The organism is Roseomonas haemaphysalidis (assembly GCF_017355405.1).
GTDB classification, from domain to species: Bacteria; Pseudomonadota; Alphaproteobacteria; order Acetobacterales; family Acetobacteraceae; genus Pseudoroseomonas; species Pseudoroseomonas haemaphysalidis.
This window is the reverse complement of sequence record NZ_CP061177.1, coordinates 1,420,962-1,442,914: the sequence shown is the minus strand read 5'-3', so window position 1 is coordinate 1,442,914 and position 21,953 is coordinate 1,420,962. Positions and strand designations below refer to the sequence as shown.

The 21,953-nt window shown below is 70.2% G+C and carries 20 protein-coding genes; 10 read left to right on the top strand and 10 right to left on the bottom strand.

Annotated features, from left to right (window positions below; genetic code table 11):
- The first annotated feature begins 2 nt into the window (after positions 1 to 2).
- Complete coding sequence (locus IAI59_RS06625) at positions 3 to 1,067, top strand: ABC transporter substrate-binding protein (RefSeq protein WP_207417046.1); 1,065 nt, start codon at positions 3 to 5, stop codon at positions 1,065 to 1,067.
- 9 nt (positions 1,068 to 1,076) lie between these two features.
- Here IAI59_RS06625 and IAI59_RS06620 read toward each other — a convergent pair whose 3' ends face one another.
- Both IAI59_RS06620 and IAI59_RS06615 read right to left on the bottom strand, forming a co-directional pair.
- On the bottom strand, positions 1,077 to 1,922 hold the full coding sequence (locus IAI59_RS06620; protein WP_207417047.1) for an amidohydrolase family protein: 846 nt from the start codon (positions 1,920 to 1,922) through the stop codon (positions 1,077 to 1,079).
- The gene (locus IAI59_RS06615; RefSeq protein WP_207417048.1) at positions 1,919 to 2,995 is read right to left on the bottom strand and encodes an ABC transporter substrate-binding protein; all 1,077 of its coding nucleotides are present in this window, start codon (positions 2,993 to 2,995) and stop codon (positions 1,919 to 1,921) included. Before IAI59_RS06615 ends, IAI59_RS06620 begins: the two co-directional genes overlap by 4 nt.
- A gap of 164 nt (positions 2,996 to 3,159) precedes the next feature.
- On the opposite strand from IAI59_RS06615, the gene IAI59_RS06610 reads away from it, so the two are divergent.
- Genes IAI59_RS06610 through IAI59_RS06585 form a run of 6 tightly spaced genes read left to right on the top strand, consistent with a single transcriptional unit; the run spans position 3,160 to position 8,301 of the window.
- Complete coding sequence (locus IAI59_RS06610) at positions 3,160 to 4,260, top strand: ABC transporter ATP-binding protein (RefSeq protein WP_207417050.1); 1,101 nt, start codon at positions 3,160 to 3,162, stop codon at positions 4,258 to 4,260.
- Entirely contained in the window at positions 4,260 to 5,114 is an 855-nt protein-coding gene (locus IAI59_RS06605; RefSeq protein ID WP_207417052.1) for an ABC transporter permease, read from the top strand. The genes IAI59_RS06610 and IAI59_RS06605 overlap by 1 nt, the downstream gene beginning before the upstream one ends.
- Positions 5,107 to 5,910, top strand: a complete 804-nt coding sequence (locus IAI59_RS06600; protein WP_207417054.1) for an ABC transporter permease — start codon at positions 5,107 to 5,109, stop codon at positions 5,908 to 5,910. The genes IAI59_RS06605 and IAI59_RS06600 overlap by 8 nt, the downstream gene beginning before the upstream one ends.
- On the top strand, positions 5,907 to 6,101 hold the full coding sequence (locus tag IAI59_RS06595; protein WP_207417055.1) for a hypothetical protein: 195 nt from the start codon (positions 5,907 to 5,909) through the stop codon (positions 6,099 to 6,101). Before IAI59_RS06600 ends, IAI59_RS06595 begins: the two co-directional genes overlap by 4 nt.
- The gene (locus IAI59_RS06590; RefSeq protein ID WP_207417056.1) at positions 6,098 to 7,492 is read left to right on the top strand and encodes an amidase; all 1,395 of its coding nucleotides are present in this window, start codon (positions 6,098 to 6,100) and stop codon (positions 7,490 to 7,492) included. Before IAI59_RS06595 ends, IAI59_RS06590 begins: the two co-directional genes overlap by 4 nt.
- Before the next feature lie 20 nt (positions 7,493 to 7,512).
- Entirely contained in the window at positions 7,513 to 8,301 is a 789-nt protein-coding gene (locus IAI59_RS06585) for an HpcH/HpaI aldolase family protein (protein ID WP_207417057.1), read from the top strand.
- 418 nt (positions 8,302 to 8,719) lie between these two features.
- Here IAI59_RS06585 and IAI59_RS06580 read toward each other — a convergent pair whose 3' ends face one another.
- From IAI59_RS06580 to IAI59_RS06550, 7 genes are read right to left on the bottom strand one after another with little or no spacing between them, the layout of a single operon-like run.
- Positions 8,720 to 9,379: a CoA transferase subunit B gene (locus tag IAI59_RS06580; RefSeq protein ID WP_207443845.1), complete on the bottom strand. Its 660-nt coding sequence runs from the start codon at positions 9,377 to 9,379 to the stop codon at positions 8,720 to 8,722.
- An 11-nt stretch (positions 9,380 to 9,390) separates the two neighbouring features.
- The gene (locus tag IAI59_RS06575; protein WP_207419467.1) at positions 9,391 to 10,128 is read right to left on the bottom strand and encodes a CoA transferase subunit A; all 738 of its coding nucleotides are present in this window, start codon (positions 10,126 to 10,128) and stop codon (positions 9,391 to 9,393) included.
- 53 nt (positions 10,129 to 10,181) lie between these two features.
- Complete coding sequence (locus IAI59_RS06570; protein WP_237180999.1) at positions 10,182 to 10,958, bottom strand: SDR family NAD(P)-dependent oxidoreductase; 777 nt, start codon at positions 10,956 to 10,958, stop codon at positions 10,182 to 10,184.
- Positions 10,958 to 12,289 carry a flavin-containing monooxygenase gene (locus tag IAI59_RS06565; protein ID WP_207419468.1) on the bottom strand — a complete coding sequence of 444 codons (1,332 nt, stop codon included), beginning with the start codon at positions 12,287 to 12,289 and terminating at the stop codon, positions 10,958 to 10,960. The genes IAI59_RS06570 and IAI59_RS06565 overlap by 1 nt, the downstream gene beginning before the upstream one ends.
- A gap of 14 nt (positions 12,290 to 12,303) precedes the next feature.
- Positions 12,304 to 13,530, bottom strand: a complete 1,227-nt coding sequence (locus IAI59_RS06560; protein ID WP_207419469.1) for an ABC transporter substrate-binding protein — start codon at positions 13,528 to 13,530, stop codon at positions 12,304 to 12,306.
- 44 nt (positions 13,531 to 13,574) lie between these two features.
- Entirely contained in the window at positions 13,575 to 16,085 is a 2,511-nt protein-coding gene (locus IAI59_RS06555; RefSeq protein WP_207419470.1) for a branched-chain amino acid ABC transporter ATP-binding protein/permease, read from the bottom strand.
- A complete protein-coding gene (locus IAI59_RS06550) occupies positions 16,082 to 16,951 on the bottom strand; it encodes a branched-chain amino acid ABC transporter permease (protein WP_207419471.1) in 870 nt (289 codons plus the stop codon). Before IAI59_RS06550 ends, IAI59_RS06555 begins: the two co-directional genes overlap by 4 nt.
- Positions 16,952 to 17,162: 211 nt before the next feature.
- On the opposite strand from IAI59_RS06550, the gene IAI59_RS06545 reads away from it, so the two are divergent.
- Positions 17,163 to 18,779: a flavin-containing monooxygenase gene (locus tag IAI59_RS06545; protein WP_207419472.1), complete on the top strand. Its 1,617-nt coding sequence runs from the start codon at positions 17,163 to 17,165 to the stop codon at positions 18,777 to 18,779.
- 4 nt (positions 18,780 to 18,783) lie between these two features.
- Here IAI59_RS06545 and IAI59_RS06540 read toward each other — a convergent pair whose 3' ends face one another.
- Positions 18,784 to 19,770 carry a Bug family tripartite tricarboxylate transporter substrate binding protein gene (locus IAI59_RS06540; RefSeq protein ID WP_207419473.1) on the bottom strand — a complete coding sequence of 329 codons (987 nt, stop codon included), beginning with the start codon at positions 19,768 to 19,770 and terminating at the stop codon, positions 18,784 to 18,786.
- 117 nt (positions 19,771 to 19,887) lie between these two features.
- Here IAI59_RS06540 and IAI59_RS06535 point away from each other — a divergent pair, with 117 nt between their 5' ends.
- Both IAI59_RS06535 and IAI59_RS06530 read left to right on the top strand, forming a co-directional pair.
- A complete protein-coding gene (locus IAI59_RS06535) occupies positions 19,888 to 21,546 on the top strand; it encodes a thiamine pyrophosphate-binding protein (protein ID WP_207419474.1) in 1,659 nt (552 codons plus the stop codon).
- Positions 21,543 to 21,953, top strand: coding sequence for a PaaI family thioesterase (locus tag IAI59_RS06530; protein WP_207419475.1), 411 nt, complete (start codon positions 21,543 to 21,545; stop codon positions 21,951 to 21,953). Before IAI59_RS06535 ends, IAI59_RS06530 begins: the two co-directional genes overlap by 4 nt.

Below are 21,953 nucleotides of genomic sequence, written 5' to 3'. Positions count from 1 at the left end.
CCATGACCGTGCATCGCCGCCATCTGATCGCCAGCGCCGCCGCCCTCGCCCTGCCGCTGGCCCGCCCCGCCCTGGCCCAGGGCACCCTGGAATCTACCCTGCTGATCCGCAGCACCGGCGGCGTGTTCGAGGCCTCGCTGAAGCGCAACTTCTTCGATCCCTTCAGCAAGGCCACCGGCGTGCGCGTCATCCCCTTCTCCGCCACCTACGGGGACATGATGGCCAAGACCGCCGCCATGCAGGCCGCCGGCCGCGTGGAATGGGACATCATCGCGCCGCAGTTCAGCGAGTTGTCGCAGATCTCGCAGTACCTGACGGACCTCGGCGATTGCGGCGCCATGCCGAACGTGGCGCGTGACGGCGTGGCGGGCACCTGCGGCCGTTACGGCGTGCTGTACCTGACCGGCGGCCAGTGCCTGACCTGGAATTCCGACCTCTACACGTCGCGCAAGCCGCAGAGCTGGGCGGACTTCTTCGACGTGCAGAACTTCCCCGGCCGCCGCGCCCTGCCCAACACTGGCAGCCCCTGGGCGACGCTGATCCTGGCCGCGCTGGCGGATGGCATCCCGCGCGAGCAGCTGTTCCCGATGGACCTCGACCGCATCTTCCGCAAGCTGGATACCATCAAGCCGCATGTCGCCACCTGGTGGCGCACTGGTGACCAGAGCCAGAAGATGTGGGACGGCGACGACATCGCCATGTCGCTGATGTGGAGCGGCTCGGCCTTCGCCGCCAAGCGGCGCGGCGCCAAGCTGGCCTGGACCTACAATCAGGCCATCGCCGACTTCGGCGCCTGGGCGATCCTGAAGGGCGCCCCGCACCCCAACGCGGCGCGCGCCTTCATCGACTTCTACATGACCAACCCGGAGGCGCATGCCGCCTTCTCGCGCGAAACCGGCTACACCACCTCCAACAAGGCCAGCCAGGCGCTCCTGTCAGCCGAGGAGAAGGAGGAGCTGATCTCCAGCCCCGAGCGCCTGGCCGGCATCGTGACGGTGGACTACGACTGGCTGGCGGCGAACCGGGCCGCGGTGCTGAACCGGTTCAACGCCTGGGTTTCCGCCTGAGCCGTGCGATCAGGTACCGAACAGCGCTTCGGGGTTGTCCACCAGGATGCGGCGCCGCGTGGCGTCGTCATCCGCCCATTCCAGCAGCAGGTCGAGCAACAGCGCCGGGTCGCCGGGCGGCAGCTTGTAGACCTCCGTCATGAAGGTGTTGGGCCAGTCGCTGCCCCAGACCAGCCGCTCCGGCGCGTGCCGCACCAGGGCACGCGCCAGCGGCCAGGCGGCGGTGAAGGGCGGCGGTCCCATGATGCCGCCGCCATAGGGCGCGGACAGCTTCACCCAGACCTTGCCGCTATCCAGCAGCCGCAGCAGGAAGCCCACCTCCGGGTGGTCCGGCTCGATCGGCCGGCTGAACAGGCCCATGTGGTCGATCACCACGCGCCCCGGCAGCGCGGCGATGGCCTCGAAGCGCTCGGGAAAGGTGTTGCCGCGCATCTGGATGTTGGTGTGCCAGCCGAACGCCTGGATGCGCGCGGCCAGCCTGGGCACGTCGTCCCATGACAGCACGCCGCCCGGAGTCATCAGGCAGCGCGCGCCACGCACCCCGCCGTCCGTCAGCCGCCGCAGCTCGGCGGGCGCCACGTCGGCCGCCACCATGCCGACGCCGCGCGTGCCGTGGCCGAGCTGCGCGATGGCATCCAGCAGGCAGTCATGGTTGGTGCCGTGGGTGGAGGACTGGATCACCAGTGCCTTCCGCAGCCCGAGGCGCTGCTGCACCGCGCGGTAATCCTGCACCGTCGCCACGGGCGGCTGGTACACCGCGTCCGCGATGGGCGGGAAGCGCGGGTCGAGGATATGGATATGCGAATCCCAGGCCCCTTCCGGGGCCTGGAGACGCGGGCTGGGCAGGTCGCTCACGCCGAGATCCATTCCTTCCAGCGTTCCAGGGTGCGCGCGCGATTCTGCTGCACCCAGGCCGGGTCCATGTCGATCAGCTTGGCCATGATCTCCGGCGTGGTGATCAGCTCGGCTCGCTCGGCCGGCGTCATCAGCGCGGCGGCAGCGGTGTTGGGCGTGGCGTAGCCGACGTCGCGGGCAAAGCCGGCGCCGCCCTCGGCGCTGCCCAGGTAGAAGTTGATGAAGGCGCGCGCCGCATTGGGGTGCGGGCAGTTCTTCAGGATCGCCCAGGCCCCGAAGTTGGCCAGCGTGTCCTCATAGCTCCAGTCCAGCGGAAAGCCCGTCTTCTTGGTGGCCCAGGCCTGGCCGCTCCACATCAACGCCATGTCGATGTCGTCGCTTTCCCACATCGAGGAGCTCTGGCTGCCGGTGCGCCACCACACGGCGACATGCGGCCGGATCTCATCCAGCTTGCGGAAGGCCCTGTCGAGGTCGAGCGGAAACAGCTTGTCGCGCGGCACGCCGTCGGCGATCAGCGCCGAAACGATGGTGGCGAAGGGACCGCCGCTGTTGGACAGCGCGCGGCGGCCGGGGAAATCCCTGACGTTCCAGAAGTCCATCCAGGTGCGCGGCGGGCGGTCCTTGTAGTTGCGCGTGTCGTAGGCCAGCACCTGCGCGCCGACCAGGTAGAGCACGCCGTAGCGGCCGCAGGTGCCGGGCAAGGCGGTCGCCATGTTCGGGATGCTGCCGCAGTCACCGAGATCGACCAGCAGGTGCGACAGGTTGGCCAGCTCGCTCATCTGCGGCGAGATGATGTCCCATTCCACGCGGCCCGCCGCCTGCATCGCCGCCGCCTTGGCCTGCATGTCGGCGTCCGACGCCGCGACGGGGATGACGCGCACGCCGGTCGCCTTGGTGAAGGGGTCGAAGAAGTTGCGCTTCAGCGACTGCTCGAACACGCCGCCCGTGGTGCGGACCACCAGCGTATTCTCCAGCGTGGGGGACGGCGCCTGCGCCCGGACGCGCGGTGCCGCGAGCAGGCCCGCGGTGCCGATGGTGGTGCTGGCAAGGAAGCTTCGCCGGTTGACGAGCATGCAGGCTCTCCGCGCTGTGTTGTTGTGCGTGATGAGCCTAGATCGTTTCCTTGCCGCTTGCCAAGGATGCTTCGTATGGCAAAGATGTTTGCAACAACAAGAATCGCTATGATGTCTGGGAACAAACGAATGAGACGTCCGATCTCGGCTGCGGACAGCAGCTCATGAACCTGCGCGCGGGTGGCTCCCACGGCCTTGAGGTCGGCATCCACGACGTCTGGCGGCGCTATGGCAGCGTCACGGCGGTGGGCGGCGTGTCGCTTACCGTCGGCGCCGGGGAGTTCGTTTCGCTGCTCGGCCCCTCGGGCTCCGGCAAAACGACGCTGCTGATGATGCTGGCCGGATTCGAGGAACCCGACGAAGGACGCCTTACGGTCGGCGAGCGCGACATCACCCGCCTCGCGCCGAACAAGCGCGACATCGCCATGGTGTTCCAGCGCTACGCGCTGTTTCCGCACATGACGGTGGCCGACAACATTGCCTTTCCGCTGCGCATGCGCCGCGTCGGCCGCGCCGAGCGCGACGAGAAGGTGCGCCGCGCGCTGGAGATGGTTAAGCTGGACGCGCATGCCGAGCGTAAGCCGGCTGAACTCTCCGGCGGCCAGCAGCAGCGCGTGGCGCTGGCCCGCGCCATTGTTTTCGAGCCGCCGGTGATCCTGATGGACGAGCCGCTGGGCGCCCTGGACAAGAAGCTGCGCCAGCACATGCAGTTCGAGCTTCGCCAGTTGCAGCAACGGCTCGGCGCGACCGTGATCTACGTCACGCACGACCAGGAAGAGGCGCTGACCATGTCGGACCGCGTCGCCGTCATGAACGGCGGCCGCCTGGCGCAGCTCGGCCGCCCGCGCGACCTGTACGACCGCCCGGCGGATGCCTTTGTCGCCGACTTCATCGGCGAGATGAACCTGCTGTCCGCCACGGTCGAATCCGTCACGGGCGAGACCTGCACGCTGCGCTGCGCGGCCGGCACGGCCCTGGCGCAGGGCGAGGGCGCGGCGCCCGGCAGCCGCGTCCGCCTCGCCGTCCGGCCTGAGCATGTGGAGCTGGCGCGGGCCGCCGCCAACGATGCCACCGGCCTGCGCGGCGAGGTCACCCAAAGCGTGTTCAACGGCGCCAACACCGCCGTGCAGATCGAGCTGCAGGGCGGCGATACGCTGCGTGTCGATGTCGGCGCGCGCTCGGAACTCGCCCTGCTGCAGCCGGGCACGCCGGTGATCGCGCGCTGGCCCGCCGGCAGCGCCATCGTCTTTCCGGAGCCCGGCTGATGGCCGCCGCATCCCGCCGCGGCCAGCTGCCGCTGTCGCTGTCGCTGCTGCTGATCGCACCGCTGCTGTTGCTGCTGGCCTGGGCATTCTTTCTGCCGATCGGCAAGCTGCTGCTCACCAGCGTCACGGAACCGGCGCTGAGCCTCGACAACTACCGGCGGCTGTGGGTGGAGCCGCTGTACCGGCAGGTGATCGTCCGCACGCTGTGGATCGCGCTGGTCTGCACCGTGTCCGCCTTGCTGCTGGGCTACCCGATCGCGGCGCTGATGGCGCGGCCCGGGCATCGCGGCGCCAAGATCGCGCTGGTCTGCGTGATGATCCCGCTCTGGACCTCAGCGCTGATCCGCTCCTACGCCTGGATCATGCTGATGCAGCGCAAGGGCGTCATCAACTCCCTGCTGCTGGCCTGGGACCCGGAAGCCAAACCCTGGACCATGCTCTACACCAATGGCGCGGTGCTGATGGCCATGACCCACGTGCTCTTGCCCTTCATGGTGTTGCCCATCGCCTCGGCACTCGGCAGCATCTCGCCCGACCTGCCGCGCGCGGCGCTGAACCTCGGCGCCGGGCGGGTGCGGACCTTCTTCTCCGTCACACTGCCGCTCAGCCTCCCGGGCGTCTTCGCCGGCTGCCTGCTGGTCTTTGTCATGTCGCTCGGCTTCTACGTCACTCCCGCGCTGGTGGGCGGTCCGCAGACGCTGATGATCGCGACCCTGATCGCCGAGCAGGCGACCACGCTGCTGAACTGGCCCTTCGCCGGCGCCATCTCCTGCGTGCTGCTGGTGATGTCGCTGGGGCTGACCGTCGCCTTCAAGCGCCTGCTGCGGCTGGACCGGGTGGTGGCCCATGACTAGGCGCACCGGCCCCTGGGAATGGGCCTTCCTGGCGCTTTGCGCGGTCATCCTCGTCTTCCTGATGATCCCGACGCTGCTGATCCTGCCAATGTCGGTCAGCCCGACCGAGAGCCTCGCCTTCCCGCCGCGCGGCTTCTCGCTGAAATGGTACGAGACCTTCTTCGGCGACCCGGAATGGGTGGCGGCGACGCTGTTCTCGCTGGAGATCGCGGCCTGGACCACGCTGTGCAGCTCGGTCATCGGCACCATGGGCGCCATCGCCCTGGTGCGCGGCCGCCTGCCCGGGCGGCAAACGCTGGAAGCGCTGCTGCTGGCCCCGCTGATCGTGCCGCACATCATCGTCGCCATCGCGGTCTACCTGCAGTTCGCGCCGCTGGGGCTGACCGGCACGCGGCTCGGCTTCGTGCTGATCCACACGGCGCTGGCGGTGCCCTACGTGGTGCTGGTGGTGTCCGCCGCCTTGCAACGCCTGCCGCCCTCGCTGGAAATGGCGGGGCTGAACCTCGGTGCCTCCCGGCTGCGCTGCTTCTGGTCCATCACCATGCCGCTGATCGGCCCCGCCATCCTGGCCGGCGCGGTGTTCGCGGCGCTGGCCTCGTTCGACGAGACGGTGGTGTCCTTCTTCATCTCCGGCATCGAGCACAAGACCATCACCCGCAAGATGTTCGAGGACATCGAGTTCAACGTGTCGCCGGTCATCGCCGCCGCCTCCACCGTCTTTGTCGTCGGCACCGTGGCGCTGATGTGGTTCGCCGACATGGCCAAGCGCGCCGCCGCCCGCCGGGGTGCGCAGTGAGCGGGGACGCTGGCGTGGAAGCCGCCTTGCGGGCGGCGCTGGCCGGGGCCGGCATTTCCCTGCCGCCCGACCGGATGGCGGCGACGGTCGCCGACGCGCTGGCGCTGCACCGCCATGTGCTGCTGATCCGCGCCGCCTGCCCGGCGGAGGCGCCCCTGCCGCTCGGCTACCGCCCGCCGGGGGCGGCGTGAGCCTGCTGGCACTGTCCGTTTCGCAGCTCGGCCAGGGGCTGCGCCGCGGCGCCTTTTCCGCCGAGGAGGTGACCCGCGCCGCCCTCGGGCGCATCGCCGCGCTGGACGGCACCCTGCACGCCTTTGTGCGGGTGGAGGAGGACGCCGCTCTCGCCGCCGCCCGCGCGGCGGATGCCGAGCTGCGCGGCGGCCACGACCGCGGCCCGCTGCACGGCATCCCCTACGCCACCAAGGACATCTTCGACGTCGCGGGCCTGCCCACCACCTGCCAGTCCCGCCTGCGGCTGGACCACGTGGCGCCGGCGGACGCGGCGGTGACGGCGCGGCTGCGCGCCGGCGGCGCGGTGCTGCTGGGCAAGCTCGCCACCTTTGAGTTCGCGCTCGGCGGCACCAGCTTCGACCTGCCCTTCCCCCCCGCGCGCAACCCGTGGAACACGGACCACATTCCCGGCGGCTCCTCCTCCGGGTCCGCCGCCGCCGTGGCGGCCGGGCTGCTGCGCGTCGCGACGGCGTCCTGCACCTCCGGCTCCATTCGCGGCCCGGCCGCCTGGTGCGGCGTCGCGGGGCTGAAGCCCAGCTTCGGCCGGGTGTCGCGGCGCGGCGTCTTCCCCCTGTCCTGGACCATGGACCACTGCGGGCCCATCGCCCGCAGCGTGGAGGACGCGGCCATCGCGCTGCAGAACATGGCCGGCCATGACCCGCTGGACCCCGGCAGCATCGACCACCCGGTGCCGGACTATCGCGCCGCGCTGGACAAGGGCGTGCGGGGCCTGCGCATCGGCGTGCCCCGCGCCTTTTTCGAGGATCAGCCGGCCCTGGCGCCAGATGCGCGCGCCGGCATCGCCGCCACGCTGGCACGGCTGCGGACCGCGGGCGCGGTGGTACGCGATGTGGCGCTGCCCGACCTGGCGCAGTTCATCGCCTGCAGCCGGGTGATCATGGCGGCGGAATCCTTCGCTATCCACCGCCGCGATCTGGCCCGCCGGCTGCACGACTACGGCGAGGCCGCCGCGGGCCGCTTCCTCCCCGGCGCCGGCATCGCGGCCGCCGACTACCTGGACGCGCAACGGCTGCGCGCGTCCCTCGCCGCCGCCGTCAGCGCCGCGCTGCGTGACAACGACGTGCTGGTGACCGCCATCTCGTTGGACACGGCGCCCTCCTTCGTCTCGCAGCTCGGCCCGGTGTCCTGGCCGCTGCAGGCCAGCCCCTTCAACGTTTCGGGCCACCCGGCGCTCAGCGTGCCGGTGGGCCTGGGCCGCGACGGGCTGCCGCTCGCCGTGCAGGTGGTCGGGCGCTTTTTTGACGAGGCGGGAGTGCTGCGCGCCGGCCGCGCGATAGAGCGCCTGACGGGCTGGGACGCTGTGCCACTACCTTCCATCGCCACCCCCTGATCATCCCGCGAGGCCCCGCCATGCCAGATCCCCGCCACCACCCCATCGACCAGCGCCTGCCCGGGTTGCTGCGCGCCGGCGGGCGCCTGCGCGGCGTGTTCAACGGCCTGCCCAGCCCCGCCATCGTGGAGATGTGCGGCCATGCCGGCTTCGACTTCGTGATCATCGACAACGAGCACGGCAGCGCCGACCTCGGCGACACCGAGCACATGCTGCGCGCCGCCCGCGCCGCCGGCATCATCCCCGTCGTGCGCTGCTTCGCCGCCGACATCCCCCGCGTGCTCGACATGGGCGCCAGCGCGGTGCAGGTGCCGATGGTCCAGGATGCGGCAGAGGCCCGGGCGCTGGTGGACATGGTGCGCTACCCGCCGCTGGGCCGCCGCGGTGCCGCCTTCAGCAACCGCGCCGCCGGCTACGGCGCCTTCGGCGGCGACGCCCACACCGCTTGCAGCAATGCCGGCGTGGCGCTGATCGCGATGATCGAAACGCCGGAAGCCATTGGCCGCGCGGCGGAGATCGCGGCTGTGGATGGCGTGGACGGCGTGTTCATCGGCCCCAACGACCTCGCCCACGCCATGGGCCATGGCAGCGACTGGAGCGTGGCCGCGGTGCAGCAGGCGATCTCGGCCGGGCTGTCGGCGGTCTCGGGCGCCGGCAAATGCCCGGGTATCATCGCCCTGAACCCCGCGGACGAGGACCGCTACGCGGCCATGGGCGCGCGCTTCTTCGCCAATGTCACCACGTCGCTGATCACGCGCGCCTTCGTGGCTGCGGCCCGCCCGGCGGAACAGGCCACCGCGCGTTACTGACCGCCGGCCCCTGAACGCGTAGAGTTCCAGAGCATTCTCAGAGAAGACTGGCGCGCCCAAGGGACTCGGGATTCTGCCCCCAAATTTGCGGGTTGGCGAATGGAACGCCCGTGCTCGGCACAAAGAGCTATCAACGAGTATTAACAGCTCACACCGAGACCTCGGTACGCCCCCTCCCGCCCATTTGGCATGATATCCCGTACTCGAAGATTTTCGTCTCTGCATCAGCTACCGTACGAACCAGATTCTCAGGTTTAGAAACAGGTTGAGTTTGTGCCCGTGAATGACGCCGCAAGGCGTTCGGTTCGGGCGGCTGAGCGCAGCCATCTGCCGTAGCGACCCGACATCCGCGCTGCCGACAAAGCCTTTTGACATCGCACTCTCAAGTGCGCAGAGAGTGCCAGTGGGTGTCTACCCGTCAGTTAGCGATATCGGCCAAGGCGAGCTTGGTTTCGTAATCGGCTTCGGTCTTGTCGCGGATCTCGGCCTCGGTGACGCCCGGGGCCAGTTCCACCAGCGTCATCCGCCCCTGCGCGCGGTCGATGCTGAAGACGGCCAGTTCCGTGATCACCACGTCCACCACCGCCTTGCCGGTCAGCGGCAGGGTGCAGGCCTTCAGCAGCTTGGGCTTGCCGCCGGCGGTGTGCTCCATCAGCACCACCACCTTCTTGACGCCGGCTACCAGGTCCATGGCGCCGCCCATGCCCTTGACCATCTTGCCCGGGATCATCCAGTTCGCCAGGTCGCCGTTGCCCGCCACCTGCAGCGCGCCGAGGATCGACAGGTCGATATGCCCGCCGCGGATCATCGCGAAGCTGTCAGCCGAGGAAAAGAAGCTCGTGGTCGGCAGTGCCGTCACCGTCTGCTTGCCGGCGTTGATCAGGTCCGCGTCCTCGTCCCCCTCAAAGGGAAACGGCCCCATGCCGAGCATGCCGTTCTCGGATTGCAGCTGCACCGACACGCCGTCGGGGATGTGGTTGGCCACCAGCGTCGGGATGCCGATGCCGAGGTTGACGTAGAAGCCGTCCTGCAGCTCGCGCGCCGCGCGGGCCGCCATCTCATCACGGGTCCAGGCCATGGGCGGGCTCCTCAGGCGACGTTGCTGTGGGCGGGGTTGAGGTCGGTCACGCGCTTGCGCGTGGTGCGCTGCTCGATCCGCTTCTCGTAGTTGGCCGGCACGCGCACGATGCGCTTCACGTAGATGCCCGGCGTGTGGATGTGGTCGGGGTCGATCTGCCCGGGCTCCACCAGCTCCTCCACCTGCACGATGGTCATGCGCGACGCGGTGGCCATCATCGGGTTGAAGTTGCGCGCCGTCTTGCGGAACACCAGGTTGCCTTCCGTGTCGGCCTTCCAGGCGTGGATGATGGCAAGGTCCGCCATGATGCCGCGCTCCATCACGTAGTGCTCGCCGTCGAACTCGCGGGTTTCCTTGCCCTCGGCCACCGCCGTGCCGTAGCCGGTCTTGGTGAAGAAGGCGGGGATGCCGGCGCCGCCGGCGCGGATGCGCTCGGCCAGCGTTCCTTGGGGGTTGAACTCGATCTCCAGCTCGCCCGCCAGGAACTGCTTGGCGAAGGTGGCATTCTCGCCGACGTAGGAGGAGATCATCTTGCGGATCTGCCGCGTTTCCAGCAGCAGCCCCAGCCCGGCGCCGTCGATGCCCGCGTTGTTGGACACCACCGTCAGGTCCTTCACGCCGGAATCGCGGATCGCCTCGATCAGCAGGGTCGGGATGCCGCTCAGCCCGAAGCCGCCCGAATGGATCAGCATGCCATCCCGCAGCACGCCCTCCAGCGCCGCCCGCGCATCGGGGTAGATCTTCCGCATGATTTCGCTCCTCCGTCATTGTCGTTTCGGCATTGCCGGCATCGCAGGCGTGGCTAGGACATCCAGAGCCCGCCGGTGATGTTGACCGCCTGCCCCGTCATGTAGTCAGCCTCATCCGAGACCAGGAAGGCTACCACGCGTGCAATATCCTGTGGGTAGCCCGGCCGGCGCAGCGGTATGCCCTTTGCCCGGGCTTCGACGTCGGGCAGGCCCTGACGCCGGTTCAGTTCCTCGGCTTCGGTTCGCATCTGCGTGTCGACGATGATGCCAGGGCAGACCGCGTTCACGCGGATGCCATGCGCGGCCATCTCGCCAGCGAGGCTCTGGGTCAGGCCGATGATCGCGAACTTGCTGGCGCTGTAGGCAGAGTGGTTCGGCACGCCCTTCTTGCCCGTCCAGGACGACATGTTCACGATCGCGCCACGCCGCCGCGCGACCATCTGCGGCAGCGCCGCATGGCAGACATGGAAGGTGCCATCCAAGTTGACGGCGAGCGTCTCGCGCCAGGTTTCCGCACTCGTTTCCAGAAAGGGCGCGGTACGCAGGATACCCGCATTGTTCACCAGGATATCGACCGCGCCCAGGGCGACCGTCAGCGCCGCCACGGCCCGCGTCACGTCCTCCGGTCGCTCCACGCCGCCGACCGCCACGGCCGCCGGTACGCCCGCGGCCCGCACCAGCGCCGCCGTCTGCTCGGCGCCCGCCGCATCCCGGTCGAGAATGCCGACGGCGCAGCCCTCCTCCGCCAGGCGCGACGCGATGGCGCGCCCGATGCCGCCGCCGCCGCCCGTGACCAGGGCGACGCGGCCTTGCAGCCCGTACATCGCCATCAGCCGCGCGCGGCCGTGGCCGGCTGCGGCGCCGGGGCCGCGGCGGCCGGGCGGCTCACGCCGGCGCGGGCATAGTCGCGCGCCAGCCCATGGCGGTAGCGGCGCGGGTCCAGCTCCAGCCCGTAGCGCGGGCTGTGCGGGAACTGCTTCTCCGCCCAGGCATGGTCGTCGGCGATGGCGGCCAGCATGGCCTCGCGGCTCGGCAGCGTCACGGCGCCGCTGGCCACGGCCGCGATGTATTCGGACTGGTCGTCCATCATGCGGATGTTGCTGCCGCCGCTGACATCGAAGAAGCCGACGAAGTACAGGCCTGGCAGCGAGGGGTGACAGACCCGGTTGTATAGCGCGAGCCGCGTACCGGCGAGCGGCACGTGCTCCTCCGGCAGGTAGGGGAACTCGGTGCGATAGCCGGTGGCCGCGATGATGCTGTCGAACTGCTCCGCAGTGCCGTCCACGAAGCGCACCTCACGCCCCTCGATGGCCTGGATGCCGGGCTTCACCGCGATGCGCTTCCAGGCGATGTGCGAGATCAGCGTCGGGTGGCTGATCGGGTGGGTGCGGCCCTTGGGTGTGCGGAAGCCCCACTGTTCCATGCTGCCATGGAACATGCGCGTCAGCATGGAGCGGAACCAGATGCGCAAGCGCATCGGCACCCAGGGCTTCTCGACCAGCCCGAGGATGCGCGAGTTCGGCACGCCGAACATCATCCGCGGCATGATCAGCACCGGCGAGCGGGCGCAGAGCACCGTGCGCTCCGTCACCGTGCAGATGTCGGCCGCGATGTCCACGCCGCTGTTGCCCGGGCCGATCACCAGCACGCGCTTGCCGGCGAAGGGCTCCGGCACACGGTAGCCGTGGGCGTGCAGGTATTCGCCCGTGAAGGCCACGACCTCCGGCGGATGGCGCGGCACGCTCTGGTGCCCGGTGGCCACGACGACGCCGTCGAAGACCTCCTCCTCGCCGCTGTCCAGCCGCAAGGTGAAGCGGTCGTCCCCCGGCGCGATCGCGACCACGCGGCTGTTGAAGCGGATGCGCCGCGTCAGGTCGAAATGCGCGGCGTAGCGCTCGAAGTAGCGGTGCATGTCGCGGTGGTCGGGGTAGAGGCCCCCGTCCTCCGGCAGCGGGAAGTCACCAAAGGAGCTGACGCGGGCCTCCGAGTTGATGTGCAGCGAGCGGTAGGCCGGGCTCATCCCGCTGTCGTTCTCATAAACCCACAATCCGCCGATCTTGGAGCCGATCTCGAGGATCGTCACCTCGATCCCCCGCGCCAGCAGGTTCTTGGCGGCGCAGAGCCCGCCCGCGCCGGCGCCGATGACCGCGAAGCGCTTCATGTCCCCGTCCCCCGTCACAGATCGCCGATGGCGCAGGCGCTGTCGGCCCGCTGTCCGTAGAGCGCGTCCAGCCCGGCGGGGGCATCGGGCGCGCTCTTGATCACCTCCAGCGCCTTCCACGGGTCGGTGTATTGCGGCCGCACCTTCAGCACCACGGCGCGGTGCATCAGCTGGTGGTCCCATTCGCGAAAGAAGATCGGGAAATCGCCATCCTCGATCCGCACACCCTCCAGCGCCCGCACGATGGCGTCCGCCTGGGTGGAGCCCGCCTTCTCGATACCCGCCAGCATCAGCCGCATGGAGACGGCGGCGAGAAAGGAATTGGCATGCGGCGGGCGGCCCATCTTGGCGACATAGGCCTTGGTGAAGGCGTTGTCGGCCTCGGAGTTCTTCGGGTCCTCGTAGTGCCAGACCTTGCCGTAGATGCCCGAGGCCTGCTGCCCGGCATTGACGATGTCGGTATCGGTGATGATCGGGCTGCTGATGGGCGCGCCGTCCTTCATGCCGAAGTCGGCGTATTGCTTCAGCAGCAGCGGCAGGTCGTTGCCCGACAGCGCGGTCACCACCACGTCCGGCCGCGCCTGGCGGATCTTCAGGATGAAGCCGGAAAAGTCGGAGGTGCCGAGCGGCGTCTTGTCGTAGCCCACCTGCTGGCCGCCGGCAGCGTCCAGGAAGGCCTTGTAGGCGGCATAGACATCCTGACCGAAGGCATAGTCCGGCATCAGGAAGTACCAGCGCTTGCCGCGTTCCAGCAGCACCGGCGCGATGGCGCGCACCGCGACGGGCGCGGGGGCGTTGCAGCGGAAGGTGTAGCGGTTGCAGTCCTTGCCCGTCAGCGTCGTGGCGCCGCTGAGCGTGATGAAGGGCATCTTGGCGCGCTTGGCGAGGGCGGACAGCGCCAGCGCCGTGGCGCCGCTGGCGCCGCCCAGCACGGCGGTGACTTTCTCCTCCTCGATCAGCTTCTGCATGTTCTGCTGGGCGCTTTGCGGGTTCGGGTCATCCAGCCAGATGGTTTGCACCGGCCGGCCCAGCACGCGCGCCCCCGCCTGCTCCAGGATCAGCTGCGCGCCCGCCGCGGCGCCCGCGCCGAGATCGGCGAAGGTGCCCTGCTTCGGATAAACCAGGCCGATCCTGATGGCCTCGCCGCCCTGCGCGCGGCCGATGGCCGGGCGTAACAGCGCCGCCGCCGCCAGCCCCGCCACGACCTGCCGCCGCCCCGGCCCGTGATTCACCTGCGCCATGCCTTGCTCCCTGTCGCCTTCGCGGCGCTCGTTGATTTCGTTTGTCATGCCTCGACCACGCCCAAGAGCCGCGCCTGCAGCGCGTGGTCCGCCGCGAAATCCGCGCTGGGGCCGGCATGCGCCACGCGGCCATTGACCAGCACGTAGACCCGCTCGACCACCGGCAGCACCTTCTCGGCATGGTGCTCCACCAGGATGATGGCGCGCTCGCCGCGCAGCCGCAGGATGGCCTCGGTCAGCTCCGCCACGATGGCCGGCGCCAGTCCCTCGAAAGGCTCGTCCAGCAGCAGCAGCCGGCTCGGCGTCATCAGCGCGCGGGCGATGGCGCCCATCTGCCGCTCGCCGCCCGACAGGTTCTCCGCCGCCACGGAAGCGCGCTCGCGCAGCCGGGGGAACAGCCGGAAGGCATCCTCCAGCGAGGCGCCGCCCGGGCGCGCGGCGATCAGCAGGTTGTCCCGCACCGTCAGGTTGGGAAACAGCCGGCGCCCTTCCGGCACCAGGGCGATGCCGCGGTGGTTGATGGCATAGGTGGGCTGCCCCTGGACCGGCTTTCCCTGCAGCAGGATGCGCCCTTCCGTCACCGGCACGGTGCCGGTGATGGCGCGCAGCAGCGTGGTCTTGCCGACGCCGTTGCGGCCCAGCAGCGCGACCGCTTCGCCGGGGCGGACCAGCAGGTCGATGCCGTCCAGCACCTTGCTGCCGCCATAGCCGGCGACCAGCCCCTCCACCCGCAGCAATTCCTCGCCTGCCTGAGACGGTACGGCGGGGGCTGCCAAGGGCGGCGCGGCCGATACCGCCGGCGCCTCACCCGACTTGCCGAGATAGGCGGCGATCACCGCCGGGTCCCCCACCACGGCGGACGGCGGCCCGTCGGCGATCAGCCGCCCCTGGTGCAGCACGGAAATGCGGTCGGACAGCGCCACCACGCGGTCGAGGTCGTGCTCCACCAGCAGCACCGCGTGGCTGGTGGCGAGCTGGCGGATGAGGCGGGACACGACCACGCGGTCGGCCTCCGCCAACCCCGCCAGCGGCTCGTCCAGCAGCAGCAGCTTGGCGTCGGTGGCCAGGGTGACGGCGATCTCCAGCAACCGGCGCGCGCCATGCGGCAGGCTGTCGGCAGTCTCGCCGGCGCGCGCCTCCAACCCCACGGCGGCCAGCAACGACCAGCTTTCCTCGTTGATCTCGCGCAGCGCATGGGCGTCGCGCCAGATGCCGTGGCGGTGCGGGCTGCGGGCCTGCACGGCGAGGCGGACATTCTCGAAGGCGGTCAGGTGCGGGAAGATGGAAATGATCTGAAAGGAGCGCGCCAGCCCCAGCCGGGCGCGGCGGTGTACCGCCATGCGGGTGACGTCAGTGCCGAGAAAGCGGATCTCCCCGGCATTCGGCGGCAGGATGCCGGTCAGCATGTTGAAGAAGGTGGTCTTGCCGGCGCCATTGGGGCCGATCAGGCTGTGCAGCTGGCGGGGCATGACGTCGAGGTCGATCTCGCGCGCCACATGCAGCGAGCCGAAGTGGCGGCTGAGGCCGCGGATGGTCAGCAGCGGCACCGCCGGGTCCAGGGCGGCGCCATCGGCGGCGACGTAGGGGCGGATGGCGGCGGGGCGGGGCGGCAGGCCGGGGCGCACCAGGCTCCAGCCGCCGCGGCCCGTGGCGCGGCGCAGCAGGCCGTGCAGCCCCTCGGGCGCGGCCAGCGCGAAGACGATCAGTACCGGCGCGAAGACCAGCCACCAGTTCTCCAGCAGCGCGCTCAGCCAGTCCTCCAGCAGGATGAAGACGGCGGCGCCCCAGAGCGGGCCGAGGGCGTGGTGCACGCCGCCGATCACCACCATCAGCAAGGCGTCGCCGGCATGCTGCCAGCTCAGGTTGTTGGGGTAGGCGCCCTGCAGCATCAGCGCCAGCAGCCCGCCGGCGAAGCCGACAAAGCTGCCGGTCAGCACGAAGCCCACCAGCTTCAGCCGGAAGGTGTCGTAGCCCAGGCTCGCCATCCGTGCCTCGTTGTCCCGCACCCCCTGGAAGGCGCGGCCCAGCGGCGCATGCACCAGCCGCCACAGCAGCCACAGGCAGAGCACGACCGAGGCCATCGCGAAGAGGTGGAAGGACAGCGCGTTTGGCAGCAGCGGCCGGGGTAGGTTCTGCAGCCCGTTCTCGCCGCCGGTCAGCGCCGTCCAGCGGAACACCACCTCGAAGACGATCTGCGAGGCGGCGAGCGTCAGCAGCGAGAAATACAGACCGCGCCGCCGCAGCACCACCAGCCCCAGTACGACGGAAAAGACCAGCGAGAACAGCAGTGCGGCCAGCAGCCCCATCGCCTCGTTGCCCGCGACATGCTGCATGGCCAGCGCCGCCACGTAGCTGCCGCAGCCGAAGAACACCGAGGCGCCGAACGGCGTCAGCCCCACATAAGCGATCAGCAGGTTCACGCCGGCGCCGTAGAGCATGTAGATGCCGATCTGCGTGACGCGCGACAGCGGGATGCCGGCCAGCACCGCCAGCACGGACATCGCGGCCAGCGCCAGCCCGGCCCAGAGCGCCGGGTTGCGGGTGAGGCGCGTCACTCGAAGCGCTCCCACCGCTCGCCCAGCAGCCCGCGCGGGCGCAGCAGCAGCACCAGCGCCATCAGCCCGTACATGGCGGCAGAGGAGGCCTCGGGCCAGAACTGCACGGCGAGCCCCGTCACCAGCCCCACCATCAGCCCCGCCAGGATGGCGCCGCCATAGGAGCCGAGGCCGCCGATCGTCACCACTACGAAGGCCGGCATGATGGCGCCGGCGGCCATGGAGGGCGTGACGCTCCACAGCGGCGCCGCCAGCACGCCGGCGACGCCCGCCAGAAGGCAGCCCAGGCCGAAGGCGCCGGTCAGGACACGGGGGAAGTTGATGCCGAGCAGCCCCACCATCTCCGGGTCGCGGCTGCCGGCGCGCAGGATGCGGCCGAAGGGCGTGCGCACCAGCAGCAACCAGAGCAGCGCCAGCAGCAGCACCGTGACCACCACCACCGCCAGGCGATACTGGGTGATCAGGAAGGGCCCGTATTCCAGGAAGCCGCGCAGGAACGGCGGCGGCGAGAAGGGATAGCTGCGGGTGCCCCAGGCGAGGCGGATCAGCGCCTCTAGGAACAGCGCCAGAGCAAAGGTGAGGACGATAACGGTCAGCGGCTCGCGCCCGTAGAGGCGGCGGATCAGCGTGAGCTCGACCAAGGCGCCGACCACGCCCACCGCGAAGGGCGCCAGCAGCACCGCCCACCAGCCGAACTGCGCCTGCAGGCTGACGGTGAAATAGGCGCCGAGCGCGAAGAAGGCGCCATGCGCGAAGTTGACGATGCCAAGCAGCCCGAAGATGACCGAAAGGCCGACCGCGATCAGCACATAGACGAAGCCGAGCACCAGCCCGTTGACCGCCTGCGCCAGGACGAGGTCAAGCATCGCGCATCTCTGCTCGGGCACGCCGTTCAGCCGGACGGCAGGCAACTGGCCGCACGCGATCCTCCCCCAAGGCCTTGATTGCCGGATCAACTTCCTGGTGGACAGCCCGACTTACCGTTTAGTATCTTATCGGACCAAAGCGTTCGTCAAGCCTGTTGTTGCGACGACAGGTCCGGGCGGAAGCCCTCACAAAGAGCCCATGGGATGCGCCATGAATGACACTGTGCCAGACCGCGGCCGGGCGGATTGCGACGCCGTGGTGGTGGGGGCGGGCTTCGCGGGCCTCTACATGCTGTATCGCCTGCGCCAGCTCGGCCTGACGGCGCGGGGCTTCGAGGCGGGCAGCGGCGTCGGCGGCACCTGGTACTGGAACCGCTACCCCGGCGCGCGCTGCGACGTGGAAAGCCTGCAGTATTCCTATTCCTTCTCGGATGAGCTGCAGCAGGACTGGGAATGGACCGAGCGCTACCCGGCGCAGGCCGAGATCCTGCGCTACATCGAGCACGCCGCCGAACGCTTCGACCTGAAGCGGGACATCCGGTTCGAAACCCGCGTCACCGCCGCCACCTTCGACGAGGCGGCGAAGCTCTGGCACGTCGAGACCGACAAAGGCGACCGCGTCTCGGCCCGCTTCTGCATCATGGCGACCGGCGCGCTGTCCGCCGCCAAACGGCCCGAGATGCCGGGGCTGGAGGAGTTCGGGGGCCGCTGGTACCACACCGGCAGTTGGCCGCATGAGCCAGTGGACTTCACCGGCCAGCGCGTCGCGGTGATCGGCACCGGCTCTTCCGGCATCCAGACCATCCCGGTGGTGGCGAAGCAGGCCGCGCATCTCACCGTGTTCCAGCGCACGCCGAACTTCAGCATCCCCGCCTGGAACGAACCGCTGGCGCCGGAGAAGCAGGCCGCCTGGAAGGCGAACTACGCGGAGCACCGCGCCCGCGCGCGCGACACCCGCTCCGGCATCCTCTACGAGTACAGTCAGCGCGGCACCTTCGACGTTGAGGAGCCAGAGCGGCAGGCAGAGTACGAGCGCCGCTGGGGCCGTGGCGGCGCCAACTACACCCATGCCTTCAACGACATCTTTGTGCGTCCCGAGGCTAACGAGGCCGCCGCCGACTATGTGCGCACCCGCATCCGCGCCATCGTGCGAAACCCGGAGGTGGCCGAGGCGCTGGTGCCCAAGGACCACCCGATCGGCACCAAGCGCATCTGCGTCGATACCGACTACTACGACAGCTTCAATCGCGACAACGTCTCGCTGGTCGATGTCCGCCGGACGCCGATCGAGCGGGTGACGCGTGAGGGCCTGCGCACGACGGAACGGGACTACCCGTTCGACAGTATCATCTTCGCCACCGGCTACGATGCCGTGACCGGTGCACTGGACCGCATCGCCATCCGCGGGCGCGGCGGCGAGGCGCTGCGCGACAAGTGGCGGGACGGGCCGAAGACCTATCTCGGCATCATGATCGCGGGCTTTCCCAACTTCTTCATCATCACCGGCCCGGGCAGCCCCTCGGTGCTGACCAACGTGGTGGTCGCCATCGAGCAGCATGTCGGCTTCGTGGCCGACTGTCTGGCGCATCTGCAGTCGCACGGCATCGCCACCATCGAGGCCGAGCCGGAAGCGGAGGAGAACTGGGTTGCCCACGTCAACGAGGTGGCGGACCGCACGCTCTTCCCGGTCGCCAACTCCTGGTACATGGGCGCCAACGTGCCGGGCAAGCCGCGCGTCTTCCTGCCCTATGTCGGCGGCTTCGGGAACTACACCCGGATCTGCGAGGAGGTGGTGCGCGACAACTACCGGGGCTTCCGCGTGGGCTGACGGATCAGTCGATCCGCGCACCCGAGTCCCGCACCACCCCCTGCCACCGCTCGCGCTCCCGGCCCACGAAGGCCGCGGTGTCCTCGGGTGTCGAGGACACCGCCCGGCCGCCGGCGCGCAGGAAGCGCTGCTGCATGGCGGGGTCGGCAGTGATCTGGCGCACCGCCTCGGCCAGCTTCGCCACCACCGCCGGCGGCGTACCGGCGGGGAAGGCGAAGGCGCCCCAGGTCGGCACCTCCATCCCCGCCATGCCGGCCTCGGCCATGGTCGGCACCTCCGGCAGCGTCGGCCAGCGCTGCGCGGCGGCGACCGCGATGGCGCGCACCTTCCCCTCCCCCAGCAGCGCTGTATAGGTCGCGACGTTGTCCACCGCGAAGTCCAGCGTGCCGCTGGCGAGGTCCAGCACCCGCTGCCCGCCCTCGCGATAGGGCACGTGCTGCGCGCGGAATCCCGCCTTGCGGTAGAACAGCTCGCCCGCCAGGTGCGGCGTCGTGCCAGCGCCGGCGGAACTGAAGGTGGTACCGTTAGGGCGTGCCCTGGCCCAGGCGATGAACTCGGCCAGCGTGCGGGACGGGTTCTTCTCCGACACGAACAGGCAGTTGGCCCCTTCCCAGATCAGCGTCGCGGGCGTGAAGTCGCGCGCCGGATCGTAGGGCAGCTTGGCATAGAGGAACTGGTTGATAGTCAGCGTGCCGATGGTCGCGGCGTTGATCGTGTAGCCGTCCGGCGCCGCGCGGGCCGCCGCCTCGGTGCCGATGTTGCCGCCGGCGCCGACGCGGTTCTCGCAAACGAAGGGCTGGCCGAGCCTCACCTGCAACTGCTCCGCCAGCATCCGTACCAGCACATCGTGGGAGGCCCCGGCGCCGAAGGGGATGACGATGCGCACCGGCCGTTCCGGCCAGCCGCCCTGCGCGGCGGCGAGGCGCGGCATGGCGCAACCCGCCGCCACGCCCAGCACCGCGCGGCGGCGCCACAGGCTGTCCTTCACCATGGTGTCGTTCCTTCCCTGGTCGGCGTGGCCTTCGGGCCTTGAACCGTTGGGCAGGATTAGATACCGATAAGTAGGAGACTCGCCAGCGCAAAGTGGGTCCGGGGAAAGGAAGCGTCCATGGCCTATACCGTCGGCGACTTGGTGGCGGAATTCCTGGCGGCGGCGGGGGTGGAGACCGCCTTCGGCATCGTCTCCGTCCACAACATCCCCGTGCTGGACGGCATCGGCCGGCGCAACGCCATCCGCTTCGTCCCCGCGCGTGGCGAGATGGGCGCGGGACACATGGCGGATGGCTTGGCGCGCGCTTCCGGCGGTCTCGGCGTGGTGATCAGCAGCACCGGCCCAGGCGCGGCCAATACCGTGCCGGGGCTGGTGGAGGCGGGCTTTGCCGGCAGTCCCGTGCTGCACATCACCGGCCAGACCGCGACGTGCCTGCTGGACCGCGACAGCGGCGCGGTGCACGACCTGCCGGGCCAGGGCGCCATGCTGGCCGCCGTCTGCAAGTCCGTCCACCGCATCCGCGCGCCGGAGGAGGCCTTCGGCGCCCTGCTGGCCGCCGCCGCCGATGCCCTGGCCGCGCCGCGCGGGCCGGTGACCGTCGAGATCCCAGCCGACCTGCAGCGCGCCGAGGTGCGGCGCCCGGCGGCGCTGGACCGGCTGGCGCTGCCCAGCCGGAGCGCGCCGCCCGCCGAGGCCGAGCTGGATGCCGCCGCCGAGCTGCTGGCCTCCGCCCGGCGGCCGATGCTCTGGCTGGGCAACGGCGCCTGCGAAGCGGGCGCGGGGGCGGGCGCGCTGCTCGACCTCGGCTTCGGTGCCGTCAGCTCCTGGAACGGCCGCGGCATCGTGGCGGAGGACGACCCGCGCACGCTGGGCGCCCTGCACGGCAACGGCGCGCCGGAAGTTCTGGAATTCTACGAGGGCGTCGATGCCATGCTCGTGGTCGGCTCCCGCCTGCGCGGGCACGAGATGCTGGATGGCGCCTTGAAGCTGCCGGAGCGGCGGGTGCAGGTGGACCTGAACCCGCGCGCCAGCGGCCGCACCTACCCTTCCGAGCTCTTCGTCTGCGGCGATGCCGGACTGGTGCTGGAGGGGCTGCGGCAACGCCTGGCCGGTCGGCTGCAAGTGGACCCCACCTTCGGCGACGATATCGCCGCCGTCCGCCGCCGCGCCAGCGAGAGCTACCGGGCATCCCTCGGACCCTATGCCAGCTTCCCGGCGCAGTTGCGCGCCGCCATGCCGCGCGACGCGCTCTGGGTGCGCGACGCCACGGTGGCCGGCGCCACCTGGGCGCACCGGCTGATGCCGGTCTATGGCCCGCGCGATTCCATCCATCCCGTGGGGGCGGGCATCGGGCCGGGCCTGCCGCTCGGCATCGGCGCCGCGCTGCATGCCGGGCGCAGCGGCCGCAAGACGGTGATGCTGGCGGGCGACGGCGGCTTCGCGATGAACATGACCGAGCTCTGGACGGTGGTGCAGGAACAGGCCGACCTGTGCATCATTGTGATGAACGACGGCATCTACGCCGCCATCGGCCATATCCAGGATACCTTTCAGGAGGGCCGGCGCTTCTTCGGCGAGCTGCGGGGGCCGGACCTGCAGGGGCTGGCGCAGCTCGCCGGCATGCCCGCCTGGCGCGTGGACCGGGCGGAGGACTTCGGCGCCGCCGTGGCGCGGGCCATCGCCGTGCCCGGGCCGGCGCTGGTGGAGGTCAACATGCATGCCATCGGCCCCGCCCCCGCCTATGGCGTGTACCGCCGCCCAGCGGCCGCGGCATGAACCCGGCCGAGCAGGGCTGGCGGCAGCAGGACGACCCCGGCCTGCCGGTCTTCTTCCGCCCGCTCTGGACCCGCGCGGAGGGCGAGGCGGTGGCCTTCGGCTTCCAGACCCGGCCGGAGCACTTCAACGGGCGCGACATGGTGCATGGCGGCATCATGGCGCTCTTCGCCGACCACGCGCTAGGCATGACGGTGCGCCGCGCGGTAGAGGCGGCGCCCGCCGCCACCATCCAGCTCGACATCCGCTATATCGGCGTCACCCGCCCCGGCAGCTTCGTGGAGGTGCGGGCGGAGGTGCTGCGGCGCACCCGCTCCATCGTCTTCGTGCGCGGGCTGGTGACGGCGGGGGACACGCTGGTCGCCTCCGCCGAGGGCGTCTGGAAGCTGTTGGCGGGTCCGCCCCGGTGA

Excerpts from the sequence above, each read along its gene's own strand:
- IAI59_RS06545 (WP_207419472.1), top strand. The coding sequence starts at position 17,163 with ATGAATGACACTGTGCCAGACCGCGGCCGGGCGGATTGCGACGCCGTG.
- IAI59_RS06625 (WP_207417046.1), top strand. The coding sequence starts at position 3 with ATGACCGTGCATCGCCGCCATCTGATCGCCAGCGCCGCCGCCCTCGCC.
- IAI59_RS06605 (WP_207417052.1), top strand. The coding sequence starts at position 4,260 with ATGGCCGCCGCATCCCGCCGCGGCCAGCTGCCGCTGTCGCTGTCGCTG.
- IAI59_RS06575 (WP_207419467.1), bottom strand. The coding sequence starts at position 10,128 with ATGCGGAAGATCTACCCCGATGCGCGGGCGGCGCTGGAGGGCGTGCTG.
- IAI59_RS06560 (WP_207419469.1), bottom strand. The coding sequence starts at position 13,530 with ATGGCGCAGGTGAATCACGGGCCGGGGCGGCGGCAGGTCGTGGCGGGG.
- IAI59_RS06570 (WP_237180999.1), bottom strand. The coding sequence starts at position 10,958 with ATGGCGATGTACGGGCTGCAAGGCCGCGTCGCCCTGGTCACGGGCGGC.
- IAI59_RS06580 (WP_207443845.1), bottom strand. The coding sequence starts at position 9,379 with ATGGCCTGGACCCGTGATGAGATGGCGGCCCGCGCGGCGCGCGAGCTG.
- IAI59_RS06540 (WP_207419473.1), bottom strand. The coding sequence starts at position 19,770 with ATGGTGAAGGACAGCCTGTGGCGCCGCCGCGCGGTGCTGGGCGTGGCG.
- IAI59_RS06535 (WP_207419474.1), top strand. The coding sequence starts at position 19,888 with ATGGCCTATACCGTCGGCGACTTGGTGGCGGAATTCCTGGCGGCGGCG.
- IAI59_RS06565 (WP_207419468.1), bottom strand. The coding sequence starts at position 12,289 with ATGAAGCGCTTCGCGGTCATCGGCGCCGGCGCGGGCGGGCTCTGCGCC.
- IAI59_RS06615 (WP_207417048.1), bottom strand. The coding sequence starts at position 2,995 with ATGCTCGTCAACCGGCGAAGCTTCCTTGCCAGCACCACCATCGGCACC.
- IAI59_RS06610 (WP_207417050.1), top strand. The coding sequence starts at position 3,160 with ATGAACCTGCGCGCGGGTGGCTCCCACGGCCTTGAGGTCGGCATCCAC.
- IAI59_RS06585 (WP_207417057.1), top strand. The coding sequence starts at position 7,513 with ATGCCAGATCCCCGCCACCACCCCATCGACCAGCGCCTGCCCGGGTTG.
- IAI59_RS06600 (WP_207417054.1), top strand. The coding sequence starts at position 5,107 with ATGACTAGGCGCACCGGCCCCTGGGAATGGGCCTTCCTGGCGCTTTGC.
- IAI59_RS06550 (WP_207419471.1), bottom strand. The coding sequence starts at position 16,951 with ATGCTTGACCTCGTCCTGGCGCAGGCGGTCAACGGGCTGGTGCTCGGC.
- IAI59_RS06530 (WP_207419475.1), top strand. The coding sequence starts at position 21,543 with ATGAACCCGGCCGAGCAGGGCTGGCGGCAGCAGGACGACCCCGGCCTG.